General features: G+C 71.4%; 18 protein-coding genes. 8 read left to right on the top strand and 10 right to left on the bottom strand.

Annotated elements, in window-relative coordinates:
• From BFN33_RS30070 to BFN33_RS30060, 3 genes are all read right to left on the bottom strand, one after another.
• A partial coding sequence (locus tag BFN33_RS30070; RefSeq protein WP_305144236.1) for a biotin/lipoyl-containing protein occupies nt 1-249 on the bottom strand: 249 nt, incomplete at its 3' end.
• 61 nt (nt 250-310) lie between these two features.
• Nucleotides 311-1,699 carry a dihydrolipoyl dehydrogenase gene (gene lpdA / locus BFN33_RS30065; protein WP_069763269.1) on the bottom strand — a complete coding sequence of 463 codons (1,389 nt, stop codon included), beginning with the start codon at nt 1,697-1,699 and terminating at the stop codon, nt 311-313.
• A 313-nt stretch (nt 1,700-2,012) separates the two neighbouring features.
• Nucleotides 2,013-3,560 carry a leucyl aminopeptidase gene (locus tag BFN33_RS30060; RefSeq protein ID WP_069763268.1) on the bottom strand — a complete coding sequence of 516 codons (1,548 nt, stop codon included), beginning with the start codon at nt 3,558-3,560 and terminating at the stop codon, nt 2,013-2,015.
• 230 nt (nt 3,561-3,790) lie between these two features.
• Here BFN33_RS30060 and BFN33_RS30055 point away from each other — a divergent pair, with 230 nt between their 5' ends.
• The gene (locus tag BFN33_RS30055; RefSeq protein WP_069763267.1) at nt 3,791-4,582 is read left to right on the top strand and encodes an endo alpha-1,4 polygalactosaminidase; all 792 of its coding nucleotides are present in this window, start codon (nt 3,791-3,793) and stop codon (nt 4,580-4,582) included.
• Here the strand turns inward: BFN33_RS30055 and BFN33_RS30050 are convergent.
• Nucleotides 4,579-5,361 carry an adenosylcobinamide-GDP ribazoletransferase gene (locus tag BFN33_RS30050; protein ID WP_069763266.1) on the bottom strand — a complete coding sequence of 261 codons (783 nt, stop codon included), beginning with the start codon at nt 5,359-5,361 and terminating at the stop codon, nt 4,579-4,581. The genes BFN33_RS30055 and BFN33_RS30050 overlap by 4 nt on opposite strands.
• A gap of 73 nt (nt 5,362-5,434) precedes the next feature.
• Between BFN33_RS30050 and BFN33_RS30045 the strand changes: the two genes are divergently transcribed.
• Nucleotides 5,435-6,193 (top strand): hypothetical protein, encoded by a 759-nt coding sequence (locus BFN33_RS30045; protein ID WP_069763265.1) that lies wholly within the window; start codon nt 5,435-5,437, stop codon nt 6,191-6,193.
• A gap of 185 nt (nt 6,194-6,378) precedes the next feature.
• Here BFN33_RS30045 and BFN33_RS53300 read toward each other — a convergent pair whose 3' ends face one another.
• From BFN33_RS53300 to cobT, 3 genes are all read right to left on the bottom strand, one after another.
• A complete protein-coding gene (locus tag BFN33_RS53300; RefSeq protein ID WP_069763264.1) occupies nt 6,379-7,071 on the bottom strand; it encodes a hypothetical protein in 693 nt (230 codons plus the stop codon).
• 10 nt (nt 7,072-7,081) lie between these two features.
• Nucleotides 7,082-8,848 (bottom strand): phosphatidylglycerol lysyltransferase domain-containing protein, encoded by a 1,767-nt coding sequence (locus BFN33_RS30035; protein WP_069763263.1) that lies wholly within the window; start codon nt 8,846-8,848, stop codon nt 7,082-7,084.
• A gap of 61 nt (nt 8,849-8,909) precedes the next feature.
• Nucleotides 8,910-9,998 (bottom strand): nicotinate-nucleotide--dimethylbenzimidazole phosphoribosyltransferase, encoded by a 1,089-nt coding sequence (gene cobT / locus BFN33_RS30030; protein ID WP_069763262.1) that lies wholly within the window; start codon nt 9,996-9,998, stop codon nt 8,910-8,912.
• 126 nt (nt 9,999-10,124) lie between these two features.
• Here cobT and BFN33_RS30025 point away from each other — a divergent pair, with 126 nt between their 5' ends.
• Nucleotides 10,125-10,727, top strand: coding sequence for a class I SAM-dependent methyltransferase (locus tag BFN33_RS30025; protein ID WP_256122897.1), 603 nt, complete (start codon nt 10,125-10,127; stop codon nt 10,725-10,727).
• Here BFN33_RS30025 and BFN33_RS30020 read toward each other — a convergent pair.
• A complete protein-coding gene (locus BFN33_RS30020; RefSeq protein ID WP_069763261.1) occupies nt 10,716-11,918 on the bottom strand; it encodes a bifunctional adenosylcobinamide kinase/adenosylcobinamide-phosphate guanylyltransferase in 1,203 nt (400 codons plus the stop codon). The genes BFN33_RS30025 and BFN33_RS30020 overlap by 12 nt on opposite strands.
• A 152-nt stretch (nt 11,919-12,070) precedes the next feature.
• On the opposite strand from BFN33_RS30020, the gene BFN33_RS30015 reads away from it, so the two are divergent.
• Nucleotides 12,071-12,286 carry a hypothetical protein gene (locus BFN33_RS30015; protein WP_062037728.1) on the top strand — a complete coding sequence of 72 codons (216 nt, stop codon included), beginning with the start codon at nt 12,071-12,073 and terminating at the stop codon, nt 12,284-12,286.
• A gap of 57 nt (nt 12,287-12,343) precedes the next feature.
• On the opposite strand, the gene BFN33_RS30010 is transcribed toward BFN33_RS30015, so the two are convergent.
• On the bottom strand, nt 12,344-13,045 hold the full coding sequence (locus BFN33_RS30010) for a bifunctional 2-polyprenyl-6-hydroxyphenol methylase/3-demethylubiquinol 3-O-methyltransferase UbiG (protein WP_069763260.1): 702 nt from the start codon (nt 13,043-13,045) through the stop codon (nt 12,344-12,346).
• Nucleotides 13,046-13,128: 83 nt separating this feature from the next.
• A complete protein-coding gene (locus tag BFN33_RS30005) occupies nt 13,129-13,806 on the bottom strand; it encodes a DUF3043 domain-containing protein (RefSeq protein WP_088245420.1) in 678 nt (225 codons plus the stop codon).
• 226 nt (nt 13,807-14,032) lie between these two features.
• Between BFN33_RS30005 and BFN33_RS30000 the strand changes: the two genes are divergently transcribed.
• The 4 genes from BFN33_RS30000 to BFN33_RS29985 all read left to right on the top strand — a co-directional run bounded on the left by BFN33_RS30000 (nt 14,033) and on the right by BFN33_RS29985 (nt 17,126).
• Entirely contained in the window at nt 14,033-14,806 is a 774-nt protein-coding gene (locus BFN33_RS30000; protein ID WP_256122899.1) for a PspA/IM30 family protein, read from the top strand.
• A 22-nt stretch (nt 14,807-14,828) separates the two neighbouring features.
• The gene (locus tag BFN33_RS29995) at nt 14,829-15,107 is read left to right on the top strand and encodes a hypothetical protein (RefSeq protein ID WP_069763258.1); all 279 of its coding nucleotides are present in this window, start codon (nt 14,829-14,831) and stop codon (nt 15,105-15,107) included.
• Nucleotides 15,108-15,222: 115 nt separating this feature from the next.
• Nucleotides 15,223-16,452 carry a sensor histidine kinase gene (locus BFN33_RS29990; protein ID WP_069763257.1) on the top strand — a complete coding sequence of 410 codons (1,230 nt, stop codon included), beginning with the start codon at nt 15,223-15,225 and terminating at the stop codon, nt 16,450-16,452.
• Nucleotides 16,449-17,126: a response regulator transcription factor gene (locus BFN33_RS29985; RefSeq protein ID WP_069763256.1), complete on the top strand. Its 678-nt coding sequence runs from the start codon at nt 16,449-16,451 to the stop codon at nt 17,124-17,126. Before BFN33_RS29990 ends, BFN33_RS29985 begins: the two co-directional genes overlap by 4 nt.
• Nucleotides 17,127-17,261: the final 135 nt, after the last annotated feature.

Below are 17,261 nucleotides of genomic sequence, written 5' to 3'. Positions count from 1 at the left end.
GGGGGCGCCGGTGCCGTCGTCGATCACGGCCAGCTCGGCGCCGACCTCGACCGTCTCGTCCTCGGCGACCTTGATGGAGGCCAGGATGCCGGCGGCGGGGGAGGGGATCTCGGTGTCGACCTTGTCGGTSGASACCTCGAGCAGCGGCTCGTCGGCCTCTACACGCTCACCCTCGGCCTTCAGCCAGCGGGTGACGGTGCCCTCGGTGACGCTCTCGCCGAGCGCCGGAAGGGTTACGGAAACCGCCATGGTTTCGGTTGCTCCTTACGAATTGCGGAAGTCTGTGATCGTCGCTTCGTCGACCGAGGGATCAGTCGTGCGCGTGCAGCGGCTTGCCCGCAAGGGCCAGGTGCGCCTCGCCGAGCGCCTCGTTCTGCGTCGGGTGGGCGTGGATGAGCTGGGCGACCTCGGCCGGCAGCGCCTCCCAGTTGTAGATCAGCTGGGCCTCGCCGACCTGCTCGCCCATGCGGTCGCCGACCATGTGGACGCCGACCACGGCACCGTCCTTCACCTGGACGAGCTTGATCTCGCCCGCGGTGTTCAGGATCTTGCTCCTGCCGTTGCCCGCGAGGTTGTACTTCAGAGCGACGACCTTGTCCGCGCCGTAGATCTCCTTGGCCTTGGCCTCGGTGATGCCCACGGAGGCGACCTCGGGGTGGCAGTAGGTCACCCGCGGGACACCGTCGTAGTCGATCGGAACGGTCTTGAGACCGGCCAGACGCTCCGCGACCAGGATGCCCTCGGCGAAGCCGACGTGCGCGAGCTGGAGCGTGGGGACCAGGTCACCGACGGCGGAGATGGTCGGGACGTTGGTGCGCATGTACTCGTCGACCAGGACGTAGCCGCGGTCCATCGCGACGCCCTGCTCCTCGTAGCCGAGACCGGCGGAGACGGGCCCGCGGCCGACGGCCACCAGCAGCAGCTCGGCCTCGAACTCCTTGCCGTCGGCGAGGGTGACCTTGACCCCGTCCTGGGTGCACTCGGCCTTCTGGAAGAAGGTGCCCAGGTTGAACTTGATGCCGCGCTTGCGGAACGCGCGCTCAAGAAGCTTGGAGGAGTTCTCGTCCTCGAGAGGGGCGAGGTGCTTGAGACCCTCGATGATCGTGATGTCCGACCCGAAGGACTTCCACGCGGAGGCGAACTCGACGCCGATGACACCGCCGCCCAGGATGATCGCGGACTTCGGCACGCGGTCCAGGACGAGGCCGTGGTCCGAGGAGATGATCCGGTTGCCGTCGATCTCCAGGCCCGGCAGCGACTTCGGCACGGAGCCGGTCGCGAGGAGCACGTGGCGGCCCTGGATGCGCTGGCCGTTGACATCGACGGAGGTCGGCGACGACAGCCGGCCCTCACCCTCGATGTAGTGGACCTTCCGGGAGGCGACAAGCCCCTGGAGGCCCTTGTACAGGCCGGCGACCACGCCGTCCTTGTACTTGTGCACCCCGGCGATGTCGATGCCCTCGAAGGTGGTCTTCACGCCGAACTGCTCGCTCTCGCGGGCCTGGTCGGCGATCTCGCCGGCGTGCAGCAGGGCCTTGGTGGGGATGCATCCCCGGTGCAGGCAGGTACCGCCGACCTTGTCCTTCTCGATCAGGGCGACGTCAAGCCCCAGCTGAGCCCCGCGCAGGGCCGCGGCGTAACCGCCACTACCACCGCCGAGGATCACTAGGTCGAAAACGGTGCTGGCGTCGTTCGCCACGTCACGTCCTCCATGCATGTGCGCCGTACGCCGGTCTCCAGTGACCGCGCGGCGGCTGGTGTCCGGCCGCTCTTTCTTCGGCCCTGTGTGGGGGCCCTGTCCTGCCGAGCCCCATCTTCGCACTTGTCAGCCCTGAACGAGACGCCGGGCCGGGGTGTGAGACACCACACGCTCACATGAGAAGAAGGGGTCAGGTGAGACACGCAAGGGGCGCGGGGGCTGTGTCCATGTGCGGCTCCGCCGCGTGGCTCGACCAGCTCCCACACCCCTGCACACGCCGTACAACCGATGGCACCGAGCTCTTAGGCGAACATCACCCCAGGTCACCGGAGCCGACAAGCTCCGCCAGCCGCACCAACGTACGCACCGCGGACCCCGTCCCGCCCTTCGGCGTGTACCCGAACGGCCCGCCGTCGTTGAACGCGGGACCCGCGATGTCGAGGTGCGCCCAGGTGATCCCCTCACCCACGAACTCCCGCAGGAACAGCCCCGCGACCAGGCCCCCGCCCATCCGCTCACCCATGTTCGCGATGTCGGCGGTGGGCGAGTCCATCCCCTTGCGCAGGTGCTCCGGCAGCGGCATGGGCCAGGCAGGCTCCCCGACCTCCTCCGCGGCCTCGTGCACCGCCGTGCGGAACGCGTCGTCGTTGGACATGATCCCGAACGTCCGGCTCCCCAGCGCCAGCATCATCGCGCCCGTCAGCGTCGCCACGTCCACGATCGCGTCCGGCTTCTCCGCCGACGCGGCCCACAGAGCGTCGGCGAGCACCAGCCGCCCCTCCGCGTCGGTGTTGAGCACCTCGACCGTCTTGCCGCTGTACATCCGCAGCACGTCACCGGGGCGCGTGGCCGACCCCGACGGCATGTTCTCGGCGAGTGCCAGCCACCCGGTGACGTTGACCTCGAGACCCAGGCGCGCGGCCGAGACCACGGCCGCGAACACCGCCGCCGCCCCGCTCATGTCGCACTTCATCGTCTCGTTGTGACCCGCCGGCTTCAGGGAGATGCCGCCCGAGTCGTACGTGATCCCCTTGCCGACCAGCGCGAGGTGCTTCTTCGCCTTGGACGAGGTGTACGACAGCTTCACCAGCCGCGGCCCCGACGCCGACCCCGCGCCGACGCCGAGGATGCCGCCGTAGCCGCCCTTCTCCAGCGCCTTCACGTCGAGCACCTGCACCTTGAGGCCGTGCTCCTTGCCCGCGGCCTGCACGATCGAGGCGAACACCTCGGGGTTCAGGTCGTTCGGCGGCATGTTGACGAGGTCGCGCGCGCGGTTGAGCTCCTCGGCGACGGCGGTGGCCCGGGCCAGCGCGGCCTTGTACGCGGCGTCCCGCGGCTTGCCGCCCAGCAGCACCGCCTCGGCCAGCGGAGCCTTGCCGTTCTTCGCCTTGGCGTCGTTTTTCGAAGGCGCATTCTCCTTGTAGGCGGTGAAGGAGTACGCCCCGAGCAGCAGGCCCTCGGCGACCGCGCCGAGGTCGGCGGCGTCGCCGAGCGGCAGCACGAACACGGCCTTCTTCGAGCCGGCCAGCGCGCGGGCGGCGACACCGGCGGCCTTGCGCAGCGCCTCCGGGGCGAAGGAGGAGTCCTTCTCGGGCTCGGCGCCCAGACCCACCGCCACCACGAGCGGCGACTTGAGGCCGGAGGGTGCCGGCAGCTTCGTCACCTCGCCCTCGGCGCCGGAGGCACCGAGGGTCTCCAGGACGCCGGCGAGCCTGCCGTCGTAGGCCTTGTCCACGGATTCGGCGCCCGGCGCCACAACCAGGTCCCCGGACCTGGACGCAGCGCCCTTGGCGACACCGATCACGATCGCGTCGGCCCGCAGGCCGGGCGCCGCGGAGGAGCTGAGAGTGAGAGCAGTCACGGTGGTGAATTCTCGCTTCCGATGTGAAGTTGCCTTGGTCGAGCGGGTGGGTCGACCGGGCCCGACGGCCGACCCTATTTCGTGTCCGAGCACGGGCCCCGATCGGGGCCTTCACCCCTGTCGGCGACCACCCGGGACGAGCCTACGCTCGGGTCGGCCGAGCGTACCTCCGGCTGCGGCACACGAGATCATCCCTGGAGTACGCCGTCGCACTGTCTGGAGCCCGTCCGTTGAAGCGCCCTATTCTGCTCGTCACCCTGCTCCTTCTGGTGACGGGATGCTCGACCACCCCCGACTCCGCCCCCGACTCCGGTTCCGGCGACTCCCGTTGGCGGCCCCGCCCCGGCGTCGCCTGGCAGTGGCAGCTGACCGGCCGTGTCGACACGTCCGTGGACGTGCCGGTGTACGACATCGACGGCTTCGACCAGTCCAAGGCGGTGGTGTCGGCCCTGCACCGCAAGGGCCGCAAGGTCATCTGCTACCTCTCCACCGGCGCGTGGGAGGACTGGCGCCCCGACGCCGGCAGGTTCCCCAAGTCGGTGATCGGACGCGGCAACGGCTGGGACGGGGAGCGCTGGCTCGACATCCGCGCCACGGACACCCTGGAACCGCTGATGGCGGACCGCATCGACATGTGCCGTGAGAAGGGCTTCGACGCGGTGGAGCCGGACAACATGGACGGCTACAAGAACCGCACGGGCTTCGGACTGACGGCGGCGGACCAGCTCCGCTACAACCGGCTGATAGCCCAACTGGCCCACGACCGCGGAATGTCGGTCGGTCTGAAGAACGACCTCGACCAGATCCCGGAGCTGGTCGGGGACTTCGACTTCGCGGTCAACGAACAGTGCGCGCAGTACGCCGAATGCGCGGACATGGAGCCGTTCGTCAAGGCGGACAAGGCGGTCTTCCACGTCGAGTACGAACTGCCCACCAGCCGCTTCTGCGCCGAGTCCCGGCGGCTGAAGCTGAGTTCGATGCTGAAGAAGTACGAACTCGGGGTGTGGCGCGAGGCCTGTTAGACGTTCATCGACAGGATCACCAGTGCCGTCGTCGCCGCCGTCTCCGCCAGCCCCCCGAACACGTCCCCGGTGACTCCGCCGAAGCGGCGCGTGCAGTGCCGCAGCAGAAGCTCGGCCGCTCCCACGGCGGCGGCGACCGCCAGGACGGTGCGGACGACGTCGTACGACCCGAGGAGCGCCCCCGCTCCGGCCGCCCCCAGCGTCACCGCGACGGCCACCGGTACCGCGCCTCGTACGGGGACCACCCCCGCCACCGCGGCCCCCAGTCCCTCCGGCCTGGCCGGCGGGACCCCGGCGCGGGCCGCCAGCGTCAGGACCAGGCGCGCGGCGGTCGCCGAGACCACGGCCGCGGTCGCACCCCGCGCCCACGAGTCGCCGTACAGCTGCGACAGCGCGGCCACCTGGGCGAACAGCACGAGGACGAGGGTGATCACCCCGAACGGTCCGATGTCCGACTGCTTCATGATCCGCAGCGCGTCCTCGGCGGGCTTGCCGCTGCCCAGGCCGTCGGCGGTGTCCGCGAGGCCGTCGAGGTGCAGGCCCCGCGTGAGGACCGCCGGTACGGCGACCGTGGCGACCGCGGCGAGCAGTGCGGAGGAGCCCAGGGCCAGGAGCAGCAGGCCCAGCGCGGCCGACACACACCCCAGTGCGACCCCGACCAGCGGAGCGCACAGCATTCCGCCGCGCGCCGCCTCCCGGTCCCAGCGGGTCACCTTCACGGGGAGCACGCTGAGCGTGCCGAAGGCGAAGCGGAGACCGTCGAGCGGGGGTGGGGTCATGGACACGTCGGCAGGGTAGCCCGGACGCCGTGGCCGCCGGGCGGCCCACCCCCGCCGACCGGAGACTGGGTCCATGGGCCATTGGCTGCACCGCAACATCGTGGAACCCGGCAAGCTGCCGCTGCTCCTCGCCCTGACCGCGTTCGTGCTGACCTTCCTGATCACGCGGGTCGTCACCCGGCTCATCCGGGCGGGCAAGGGGCCCTTCGGCAACGTCAGCACCGGAGGGGTGCACATCCACCACGTGGTGCCCGGAGTCGTCCTCACCGTCGTCGGCGGCTTCGGCGCGGTCGCGGGCGGGCGGACCGGCTTCGTGGCGGGGCTGTGCGCGGTCGTCTTCGGCATGGGCGCGGGTCTGGTGCTGGACGAGTTCGCGCTGATCCTGCATCTCGACGACGTCTACTGGACCGAGGAGGGCCGCAAGAGTGTCGAGGTCGTCGTCCTCACCGCGGCGCTGGTCGGCCTGATGCTCGCGGGCTTCTCGCCGTTCGGTGTCAACGACGTGACACAGGAGGAGGCCCAGGACCGCGGCGGCGTCATCACCAGCGTGGTGATCAACTTTCTCTTCGCGATGCTCGTCCTGTTCAAGGGCAAGACCCGGATGGCGATCTTCAGCGTGATCATCCCGCTCATCGGCCTGATCGGTGTCATCCGACTGGCCCGCCCCGGCTCCCCCTGGGCCCGGCGCTTCTACCGCCGTCGCCCGCGCGCCCGCGCCCGGGCCACCCTGCGCGCCTACCGCCGCGACAAGCGCTGGTCGGGCCCCCGCCGGAAGTTCCAGGACCTGATCGGCGGCAAACCGGACCCGGCCCCGTCTCTGGAACGGCGCTGACGCGCTGCGGGGATCCTGGTCAGGGGTGAGCGCGTCGTCCGGTCGCCGACCGGGAAGGCGGCCGTGACGGAGACCTGGCCGGGGGCGATCGAGCCGTGGCTCGCCGAGGCGCGGGCGCACGGGTGGCTGTCGGCGGTGACGGGCGCGGGTGAGGACGCGGGACATGATCCGCGCTGGTGCTCGTCTCAAGGCTCGCCGGGCGGCAGCCCCGACCCGGATTCCTCCCTCACCCGCCGCCGACGTGCCGCCGGGATCGCGCACAGCACCAGCATTGCCGCGATCGCCGCCAGGTGTTCCCTGCCGGCGAGGTTCTCCTTCAACAGCACCTCCGCCACCATCGACGCGATGACGGCACCCGCGGTGACCCGGGCGCCGTAGCGCAGGCCGACGAAGACGGCGAGGCCCACCACGGCCGCCGACGGGCCCGTGTCGACGACATGTGCGTCCGCGGCGGACAGGCCGAGCGGGCTGTCGGGGCCCAGCCAGACGCCCACGCGCGCGTACAGCGTTCCGGCGAGCGTGGCCGCGTAGGCCAGAGCGAGCGTCCGCCACCGGCCCAGACAGATCTCGGCGATCCCGAACACGAACAGGAGCTGCGCCAGCGCGCCCCACACCGGCAGGTCCAGGGCCGGCACGAACAGGGAGAGGGGAGTGCGGAGCAGGGCGAGCCACAGCGGGTCCGCGGCGCGTACGGCACCGACGTCCTGGACGAAGCCGTAGCCCCACGACTGGTTCTGCACGAAGTGCAGGGCCGCCGTCAGCCCCACGGCCGTCAACGCCAGGGGGATCGCCCGCCACGTCCGCCGCCGCAGCGGTCCGCGCACCGTGGCGTACAGCGGCCCCCACTCCGCGCGGGTCCAGCGGACGAGCGTCTTCATCCCACGGTCCTCATCTGTGCGTGCTCAGGTGCTCCCGCCGCCGTAGCCACCCCGGCAGTCCCGGCACCTCCAGGAACCCCTCCGCGCGGGCCGAGGCGATGCCGATGCGCGGCAGGTCCGCGCTCTTCTCGAAGAGCAGGAACCGCGGTTCCCAGATGGGCCGGTACTTGGCGTTGGCCCGGTACAGGGACTCGATCTGCCACCAGCGGGAGAAGAAGCTGAGCAGCGACCGCCACAGCCGCAGTACCGGCCCGGCACCAAGACGTGCACCACGTTCGAAGACCGAACGGAACATGGCGAAGTTGAGTGAGACCTGGGTGATCTGAATCTCCTGGGCCCGGTTCAGCAGCTCGATGACCATGAACTCCATGAGCCCGTTGTCCGCGTCGCGGTCCCGGCGCATGAGGTCGAGGGACAGCCCGTGCGGCCCCCACGGCACGAAGGACAGCACCGCCTTCAGCTCACCGTCGCCGGACCTGCACTCCAGCGCGACGCACCGGCCGTCCTCCGGATCCCCGAGCCGCCCCAGCGCCATGCTGAACCCGCGCTCGGTGGCCCCGTCGCGCCAGTCGTCCGCACGCCGTACGAGCGCCGCCATCTCCTCGGCGGGGATGTCCTCGTGGCGCCGGATCCGCACCGTGTACCCGGCCCGTTTGACCCGGTTGTAGGCCTGCCGGACGGTCCGCATCGCCCGCCCTTCCAGCGTGAACTCGGCGACCTCGACGATCGCCTCGTCGCCCAGCTCCAGCGCGTTCAGGCCGTGCCGCGCGTACACCGTCCCCGCGTCCTCGCCCGCGCCCATCACGGCCGGCAGCCAGCCGTGCGCCCGCGCCTCGGCGAGCCACGGCTCGATCGCCCCCGGCCAGGCCTCCGGGTCGCCGATCGGATCGCCGGAGGCCAGCGAGACCCCGCTGACGACCCGGTAGGTCACGGCCGCCTTCCCGGTCGGCGACCAGACGACGCTCTTCTCCCTGCGCAGCGCGAAGTACCCGAGCGAGTCCCGCTCGCCGTGCCGTTCCAACAGCTTGCGCAGGCGCCGCTCGTCGTCCTCGGTGAGCGCGTCGACCGCACGCCGGGAGCGGAAGGCGGCGTAGAAGACGGCGAGGACGAGGATCGTGCTGAGCACGTTGATGACGACGTTGACCCAGTTCGGCGTCAGGATCCCGTCGAAGCGGGAGTCGTCGGCGGCCACGGAGACCAGTCGCAGGGTGCCGTACCACCACCGCTCCCCGAAGGACGAGGACCTCGAGGCCTTGTTGGTGACCGTCACCAGCAGCGCGGCCAGCAGCGAGCACACGAGGAGTCCGCCCACGGCCACGGCGGCGGCGAGCCGCGGATTGGCCCGGTCGCCCTTGGCGTAGAACTCCCGCCGGCCGACGAGCAGCGCGGCGACGAACGCGGCCGTGAGGCCGAGCGAGATCCAGTTCTGCGCGTACCGACGGATCTCCGGGAAGGCCATCGCGAGGACGAACAGCGCGAGGAACGCCCCCGACAGCGCCAGGTTCAGGATCCACGCCGCACGCTTGCGCCGCCGCATGGTGATGGCGAGGAAGGCCGTGAACACCCCGGAGGCGAAGCCCGCCGTCAGCAGATACGGCGTGAAGAAGTCCTGCTGGTTGTGCCGGCGCACGTCCTGCCCCAGTGAGACCCACACCGCGCTGAGGAAGTTGACGAACGCGACGACCCGCAGGTACCAGACGGCGAACCCGGCGGCCCGCCGCGAGGCGCCGGTGGACCGGCGGACATTCCGAACAGGTGCAACCCGGACATCTCCCATGAAGGGCGATCATGCCCCTTGCGCCGGAGATTCCGTCGCAAGGGCACCCACCTGTCCCGGACTACTCCTCGTCGGAGACCTTCTCCGGCTCCTCCTCAAGAACCGCGGGCTTCTCCGGCAGCTCGGCGGCCAGCGCCGCCGCGGCCTGCACCAGCGGCAGCGCCAGCAGTGCGCCCGCACCCTCCCCGACCGTCACACCATGGTCGAGCAGCGGATCCAAGGCCATCCGGTCCAGCGCCTTCGTCTGTCCCGGCTCACCGCTGTTCTGCCCGGCCAGCCACCAGTCCGGCGCCCGGAACGCGATCCGCTGACCCACCAGCGCACACGCGGCCACGACCACCCCGTCCAGCACGACGGGCAGCTTGCGCACCGCGGCCTGGAGGAGGAAGCCCGTGATCGCGGCGAGGTCGGCCCCGCCGACGGTCGCCAGCAACTGCAACTGGTCCCCGAGCACCGGCCGCGCCCGCCGCAGCGCGTCCCGGATCGCCGCGCACTTGCGCATCCAGGCCAGGTCGTCGATACGGGTCCCGCCCCGCCCGGTCACGACGGACGCGTCCGTCCCGCACAGCGCCGCGACCAGCACCCCGGCCACCGTGGTCCCGCCCACACTCACATCGCCGAGCACCACGAGATCGGTACCGGAGTCGGCCTCCTCGTCGGCCACCGCGACCCCCGCCCGGAAGGCGGCCTCCGCCTCCTCGAGGGTCAACGCGTCCTCGACATCGATACGACCGCTCCCGCGCCGCACCCGATGCCGTACGACGTCCTCCGGCAGCTCGGCCGGATCGCAGTCCAGCGCCATGTCGACGACCCGCACCGGCACACCCAGCCGCCGCGCGAGGACCGACACCGGACGGCCGCCCTCCAGGACCTCCCGCACCAACTCCGAGGCGCTGCCCGCGGCCCGCCCCGAGACACCCAGTTCGGCGACCCCGTGGTCACCGGCGAACAGCACGACCCGCGGCCGTTCGATCGGCCGTACCGGTACGGCCGACTGCGCCGCGGCCAGCCACTCACCGAGTTCGTCGAGGCGCCCCAGCGCCCCGGGCGGCACGATCTGACGCTCCCGGCGCGCCTCGGCGTCGCGACGCACCCCGCCGTCGGGGCGCTCGATCAGATCGGAGAAGTCGTCGAGATTAAGCGAGCTCATTCGCCGAACAGTACCGGCCCTGATCGAACACGGGGGCGCCACATGGCCATGACGTCATTGCACCCGGGATCGGGATCCCATACGTTCCGTTTTGCAGCGAATTGCCGTACGTCACCGGGAGGCCTCATGCCCGCACCAGCCGCCCCTTCCGTACGGCGTCTTCGCTCCACCGCCCGCGCGATACTGCCGTTCCCCGAACCGGAGAGCTGGCTGGATGTGGAGACGGGGGACGCGGACTTCCCGGAGGCGGCGAGAACGTTCTTCCCCTACACGGCCTTCGACGGCCTGGACCTCAGCCACCGCGTCCTGCACGCCCAGGCGGTCGAACGCCTGGAGGAGGGCTACCTGGGCCGTCTGACGGACCCGCAGATCACCGCCCACCTGCGTGCCCGCTACGACGTGGTCAGCCTGCTGAACCAGCGGCCCCGCGCCAAGGACCTCCGGGCCGCCCTCGCCGTCCTGCGCCCCGGCGGCCACCTCCTCGTGGAATCCACGGACGATCCCCGCGCCGAGCTGTTGTCCCAGGGGTGCACGATCGTCACCACGGCCCGCAGATCCGCGCACATCCCGGGCCGCGTGACGACCCGCCTCCCCCCGACGGTGACCGGACCGCCGGCCTCCGCCGCCAGAGCGCTGGACCATGCCCTGGCCCTTCTCCTCGCCGGCACCCGCTTCGCGAAGGCGTACCGGGTGATCGCCCGCAAGAACACGGACAGCTCAGCCCCGTAGCACCATCGCCTGCCCCGCCACCACCAGCACCACCTGCTCGCACTCGCCCGCGAACGCCGCGTTCAGCCGCCCCAGCTCGTCCCGGTACCGGCGCCCGGACGCGGTGGCCGGCACGATTCCCGACCCCACCTCGTTGGACACGGCCACCACGGTCCGCCGCGCGCCCCGCACCGCCTCCGTCAACTCCCGCACACGCGCCCGCAGTTCGCGCTCCCCGCCGTCGGCCCACTCCGCGTCGTCCCACGCTCCCACGGCGTCCATCGCGTCCGTCAGCCACAGCGACAGACAGTCGATCAGCAGCGGCGCCCCGTCGTCCTTCAGCAGCGGCACCAGGTCGCACGTCTCGGCCGTACGCCACGACCCGGGCCGCCGCTCCCGATGGGCGAAAACCCGGGAGGCCCACTCGGTGTCCCCGTTCCGCGACCCGCCGGTCGCCACGTACAGCACCTCGGGGAAGGCCTCCAGCCGCCGCTCGGCCTCCACCGACTTCCCGGACCGCGCCCCGCCCAGCACCAGCGTCCGCCGCGGCACATCCGGAACGTCCTCGTAGGCCCCGACGACCAGAGTCGTTCCGTCGGGCACGGCCCGCGCTCCCGCCGCGGCCAGCCGCCGCCGCAACTCGGCGCCCGGCGGCACGTCATGATCGACATGCACGGCGACGACGTCCGTCGTGGGCCCGACAGCGCCCACGGCCCGCAGCCGGGCCAGCGCGTCCGGCCGCCGTACGACATCGGCGAGCACCATGTCGTACGACTCGACGGCCCCCTCCTCCAGCCCGGCGGGCGAACCACCCGGCGGCAGGTACAGCGCCCGCTGTCCGTCGGGCCCGGTGACGGCGTACCCGGTCCCCGGTGCGTCCATCGCCACGGCCCGCACCCGATGCCCCGTCAGCAACGTCAACTCACGTCCGTCCGGCACCCGCCCCGGCTGCGGAACCCCGGCGGGCACCTCGACGGGGGGCCCGTCGTGGGGGTGCGACAGCAGAACCTGCCGTACGCCACCGAGCGTGTGCCCGGCGCGGGCGGCCGCGAAGGCGGCACCGGGGGTGAGATCGAGCAGCAGGATCTCGTCGACGAGGACGGCGGTGGCACCGCGCGCGTCCGCCCCGACGGCGACCGCACAGGCGGCACAGGGACAGCCGGGGCGGGGAAGGCCGTTGGGGGCACCGGTACCGAGCAGAGTGAGTTCCACGCAAACGATTCTCGCCGGTCCGCGTTGATCTTGCGCGAGCGGAGGCTCCCCGAGGTGGCGCGGGCGACCGTGCGAGCAACCCCCACGGGCCCGCGGCCGACGGACTACCGCTTAGGGTGCTCTTCGTAACGGATCAAACACGGGAGGCTCACATGGCTACATGGATCTGGCGATTCGAGAAGGCCGACGGCGCGGAGACCCAGCCCGCCGTGGAGCCGGAGGAGTTCACCACCCAGGGAGACGCCGAGTCCTGGCTCGGCGAGTACTGGAAGGACCTGCTCGCGGGCGGCGCGGAACAGGTACGGCTCTTCGAGGACGCCACGGAGATCTACGGTCCGATGAGCCTGCGCGCGGCCGAGGAGGCCTGACCTCGACGGGCGAGGGTGCCATGGCCCCCTCGCCCCCTCCGCACTGCGACAGAGCGCTCAGCCCCGCACTCCGCACAGGTGCAGCAGCGCGGCGACGCCCCGATACGGATCCGTCCGCCCGGCCCGCTCCTCGCAGGCCAGCAGTGCCTCCACGTCGGCCGGCGTCTCGGTGTCGTCCGTCGCCGTGTCCGTGAACACCCGCACCCCGTACCAGGCCTGCAGCGGTGCCCCGATGCCGGCGAGCGTCGCGGTCAGCGTGCTCAGCCGGTCGGCCCGCACATCGAGACCGAGCCGGTTGCGGTAGGCGGTGGTGTCGAAGGCGCCCAGCGCACCGGCCCAGTCCCCGGCGAGCCCCGGCCGCATCGCCAGCGCGTCACCGTTGCGCACGAGCAACGACAGCAGCCCGCCCGGTGCCAGCATCCGCGCCAGCCCCGCAAGCAGCGGATCCGGCTCCTCGACGTACATGAGCACACCGTGGCACAGCACCACGTCGAAGCTGCCCGGCAGGAAGTGCACCCCGGTGTCCCGGCCGTCGCCCTCGATGATCCGCATCCGCTCCCGGATGCCCTCGGGCTCGGCGGACAGGGCCTCCCGGGCCGCCGCGACCATCGTGGAGTCCTGTTCGAGGCCGGTCACCTGGTGCCCGGCCCGCGCCAGCCGCAGCGCCTGGGTGCCCTGGCCCATGCCCACGTCGAGCACCCGCAGCCGCTGTCCGACCGGGTACCGCCCGACTATCTGCTCGTCGAGCTGCCGGGCCACCAGCTCCTGTCGTACGACATTCCGCAGCCCGCCCAGCTTGTTCAGCCAGGCATCCGCCGCGCCCCCGGAGAAAGACGTCGTACTCAGGGCCGCTCTCCGCGCTTGACCTGCGGCTTGGGCAGCCGGAGGCGACGCATCTGGAGGGAGCGCATCAGGGCGTAGGCGACCGCGCCCTTGCGGCTCTGGTCCGGGAAGCGCTCGGCGAGCCGCTTCTTCAGACGGAAACCGGTGAGCACCGAGTCGAGCACGATGAGCACGATCACGACGAGCCACAGCAGCAGCGCGATGCTCTGCAGCGCACCCACCCGCACCACGCTCAGCACGAGGATGACCACGGCCATCGGCAGGAAGAACTCCGCCACGTTGAACCGCGCGTCGATGGTGTCGCGGGCGAACTTGCGCACCGGGCCCTTGTCCCGCGCGGGCAGATACCGCTCGTCACCGCCGGCCAGCGCCTGGCGCTGCCTCTCCAGCGCGCTGCGGCGCTCCTCGCGCTGGCGCTTGGAGGCGTCCTTGCGCGACAGCGACGTATTGGCGACGCTGCGGCGCTGGGACTGGGCCTCACTGCGCTTCGGCGTGGGCCGACCCTTGGGGGCCTGCGGGTCGCGGGGCTGCTTGGAGTCGGTCAGCTGCGCCTTGTCGGCGACGGCGGCCTTCTCTTCCTTGGTGGCACGGCTACGGAACACAAAACCCAAGGGTAAGGGGTGTCCGGGGTTGGACCCCAGCCCGGTGGGGAACGATCCGGCAACACCAGTCGTCATGTAGGGGGACAGAGGGGACGTCCGGTGTCGGTTGCACACCCTGACGGTCACCTACTCCTTACGCCGGAGCAGGGGATTGGTCAGTCGTCCTTGGGGATGAGCGCATCCGTCCCGGAACAGTGCGTCAATGGATGCAGGGCCCGTACTGTGGGTTCTGTCGCAGAGCTGGAGCTGGAAGTCCGTCAGAAGGGGGCGCGCGAAGCCCATGAGCGGTGTCATGAAGCGTATGGGGATGATCTTCCGCGCGAAGGCGAACAAGGCCCTTGACCGGGCCGAGGACCCGCGCGAAACCCTCGATTACTCGTATCAGAAGCAGCTGGAGCTGCTCCAGAAGGTGCGCCGGGGCGTGGCCGATGTCGCCACCTCCCGCAAGCGCCTGGAACTCCAGCTCAACCAGCTGCAGTCGCAGTCGGGCAAGCTGGAGGACCAGGGCCGCAAGGCGCTCGCGCTCGGCCGGGAGGACCTCGCCCGCGAGGCGCTGTCCCGCCGTGCCGCGCTCCAGCAGCAGGTGACGGACCTCGAGACACAGCACTCCACGCTCCAGGGCGAGGAGGAGAAGCTCACTCTTGCGGCCCAGCGCCTCCAGGCCAAGGTGGACGCCTTCCGCACGAAGAAGGAGACCATCAAGGCGACGTACACCGCGGCCCAGGCCCAGACCCGTATCGGCGAGGCGTTCTCCGGCATCTCCGAGGAGATGGGCGACGTCGGCCTGGCGATTCAGCGTGCCGAGGACAAGACGGCGCAGCTGCAGGCGCGGGCCGGCGCGATCGACGAACTGCTCGCCTCCGGCGTCCTGGACGACCAGTCCGGCATGCACAAGGACGACATCCAGGCCGAGCTGGACCAGATCTCCGGTGGTACGGATGTAGAGCTGGAACTGCAGCGCATGAAGGCGGAGCTGGCGGGAGGCTCGTCGTCGCAGCAGGCCATCGAGGGCGGCACCGGCCAGCCGCAGTCCCAGCAGCAGCCGCAGGACACCCCACGCTTCGACAAGCAGTAGGGCCCACGCCGAGGAGGGCGACATGATCGTACGGATCATGGGGGAGGGGCAGGTGAGGCTGGCCGAGAGCCACCTCGCCGACCTGAGCAAGCTGGACGACGAGCTGCTGGCCGAGATGGAGAACGGCGACGGCCCGGGTTTCCGCCGCACCCTCCAAGCCCTCCTCACCAGGGTGCGCGAACTGGGCGAGCCACTCCCGGACGACTCCCTGGAACCCTCGGAACTGATCCTCCCGTCCCCGGACGCCACCCTGGAGGAGGTCCGGGACCTGCTCAGCGACGACGGCCTCATCCCCGGGTGACCGGGCGGACAGTGCGCTCCCGGGGACGGCGGTCACCGCGTCGGGGGCCCGGCCGCCCGGGACGTACCGGCAGCCTCCGTTCCGCCCCTGTCGGAGCACCCGTACCGTTGCGGACGTGAGCACTCTCCAGCGCGCCAGACAGCAGCTCAGGGCACACCCCCTGGCCCTGGACGCCGTCCTCGCGGCGGGCGTCCTCCTCTGCATGATGGCCGGCTCCTTCGTCGAGCCCCATGAGCGGGACGCCGTCAGCTGGAGCCTGCGCACCCCGGACCCGCTCAGCCTCGTGCTCATGGTCCTCGGCGCTCTGGCCCTGGTCTTCCGCCGCCGTGCCCCGCTCACGGTCCTCGCCCTGACCGGTACCGTCTCCCTGATCGAGTCCGTCACCGGCGACCCCCGCGCCCCCGTCGCCATGTCCGCGGTCATCGCCCTCTTCACCGTCGCCTCCCGCACCGACCGCCCCACCACCTGGCGGGTCGGCCTGCTCACCATGACCGTGCTCACCGGCGCCGCGATGCTCGCGGGCCCGCTGCCCTGGTACGCCCAGGAGAACCTCGGCATCTTCGCCTGGACCGGTATCGGCGCCACCGCGGGCGACGCCGTCCGCAGCCGCCGCGCCTTCATCCAGGCCATAAGGGAGCGCGCGGAGAAGGCCGAACGCACCCGCGAGGAGGAGGCCCGCCGCCGCGTCGCCGAGGAACGCCTGCGCATCGCCCGCGACCTGCACGACGTCGTCGCCCACCACATCGCCCTGGTCAACGTCCAGGCCGGAGTCGCCGCGCACGTCATGGACAAGCGCCCCGACCAGGCCAAGGAAGCCCTCGCCCACGTCCGCGAGGCCAGCCGTTCCGCGCTCAACGAACTCCGCGCCACCGTCGGCCTGCTCCGGCAGTCCGGCGACCCAGAAGCCCCCACCGAACCCGCCCCCGGGCTCGCCCGCCTCGACGAACTCGTCGGCACCTTCCGCAGCGCGGGCCTCCATGTCGAGGTCGCCCGCGCCGACAACGGCACCACACTCCCAGCCGCCGTCGACCTGGCCGCCTACCGGGTCATCCAGGAAGCCCTCACCAACGTCCAGAAGCACGCGGGCGCGGAGGTCAAGGCCGAGGTCAGCGTCGTACGCGTCGGCACCGACGTGGAGATCACCGTCCTCGACAACGGCACCGGCGAGGACGACGCCCCCGACAGCGGCGGCGGCCACGGCCTCCTCGGCATGCGCGAGCGGGTCACCGCCCTGCGCGGCACCCTCACCACCGGTCCCCGCTACGGCGGCGGTTTCCGCGTCCATGCGATCCTGCCGGTCAAGACCCGAACCACCGCCAGGGACAAGCCGGGAGAGCCCGTATGACGATCCGTGTCCTGCTCGCCGACGACCAGGCACTGCTGCGCAGCGCCTTCCGGGTGCTCGTCGACTCGGAGCCGGACATGGAGGTGGTCGGGGAGGCGTCCGACGGCGCCGAGGCGGTCCGGCTGACCAGGCAGGAGCGCGCCGACGTCGTCCTCATGGACATCCGGATGCCCGGCACGGACGGCCTCGCGGCCACCCGCATGATCAGCGAGGACCCCGGCCTGGCCCATGTCCGCGTGGTCATCCTGACCACCTTCGAGGTCGACGACTACGTCGTGCAGTCCCTGCGGGCCGGTGCCTCCGGCTTCCTCGGCAAGGGCAGCGAACCCGAGGAACTCCTCAGCGCCATCCGGGTCGCGGCCGGCGGTGAGGCCCTGCTGTCGCCGGCCGCCACCAAGGGTCTGATCGCCCGCTTCCTCGCCCAGGGCGACGCGGACGACAACGACCCGGTGCGCTCCGAACGCCTCGCCGCCCTCACCGTCCGCGAGCGCGAGGTCCTCGTCCAGGTCGCCGGCGGCCATTCCAACGACGAGATCGCCGAGCGCCTCGAGGTCAGCCCGCTCACCGTCAAGACCCACGTCAACCGGGCCATGGCCAAGCTGAGAGCCCGGGACCGGGCCCAGCTCGTGGTGATCGCGTACGAGTCGGGGCTGGTACGTCCAAGGGTGGAGTGAGCTCAACCGTCCCGTACTGCGCCCGGAGTAGGCGCCGTATAAGGAAATGGTCCTGGAGGCTACGGATCACCTCACACGCATGCCACAGGGTTGAGGGGCCACCACGCCACTTCTGCCGCTCACAGAAGAGAGAAC

The sequence above is a fragment of the Streptomyces sp. LUP47B genome (assembly GCF_001746295.1).
Classification (GTDB): domain Bacteria; phylum Actinomycetota; class Actinomycetes; order Streptomycetales; family Streptomycetaceae; genus Streptomyces.
The sequence above is the reverse complement of the archived record's forward strand: the minus strand, read 5'-3'. Positions and strand labels throughout refer to the sequence as shown.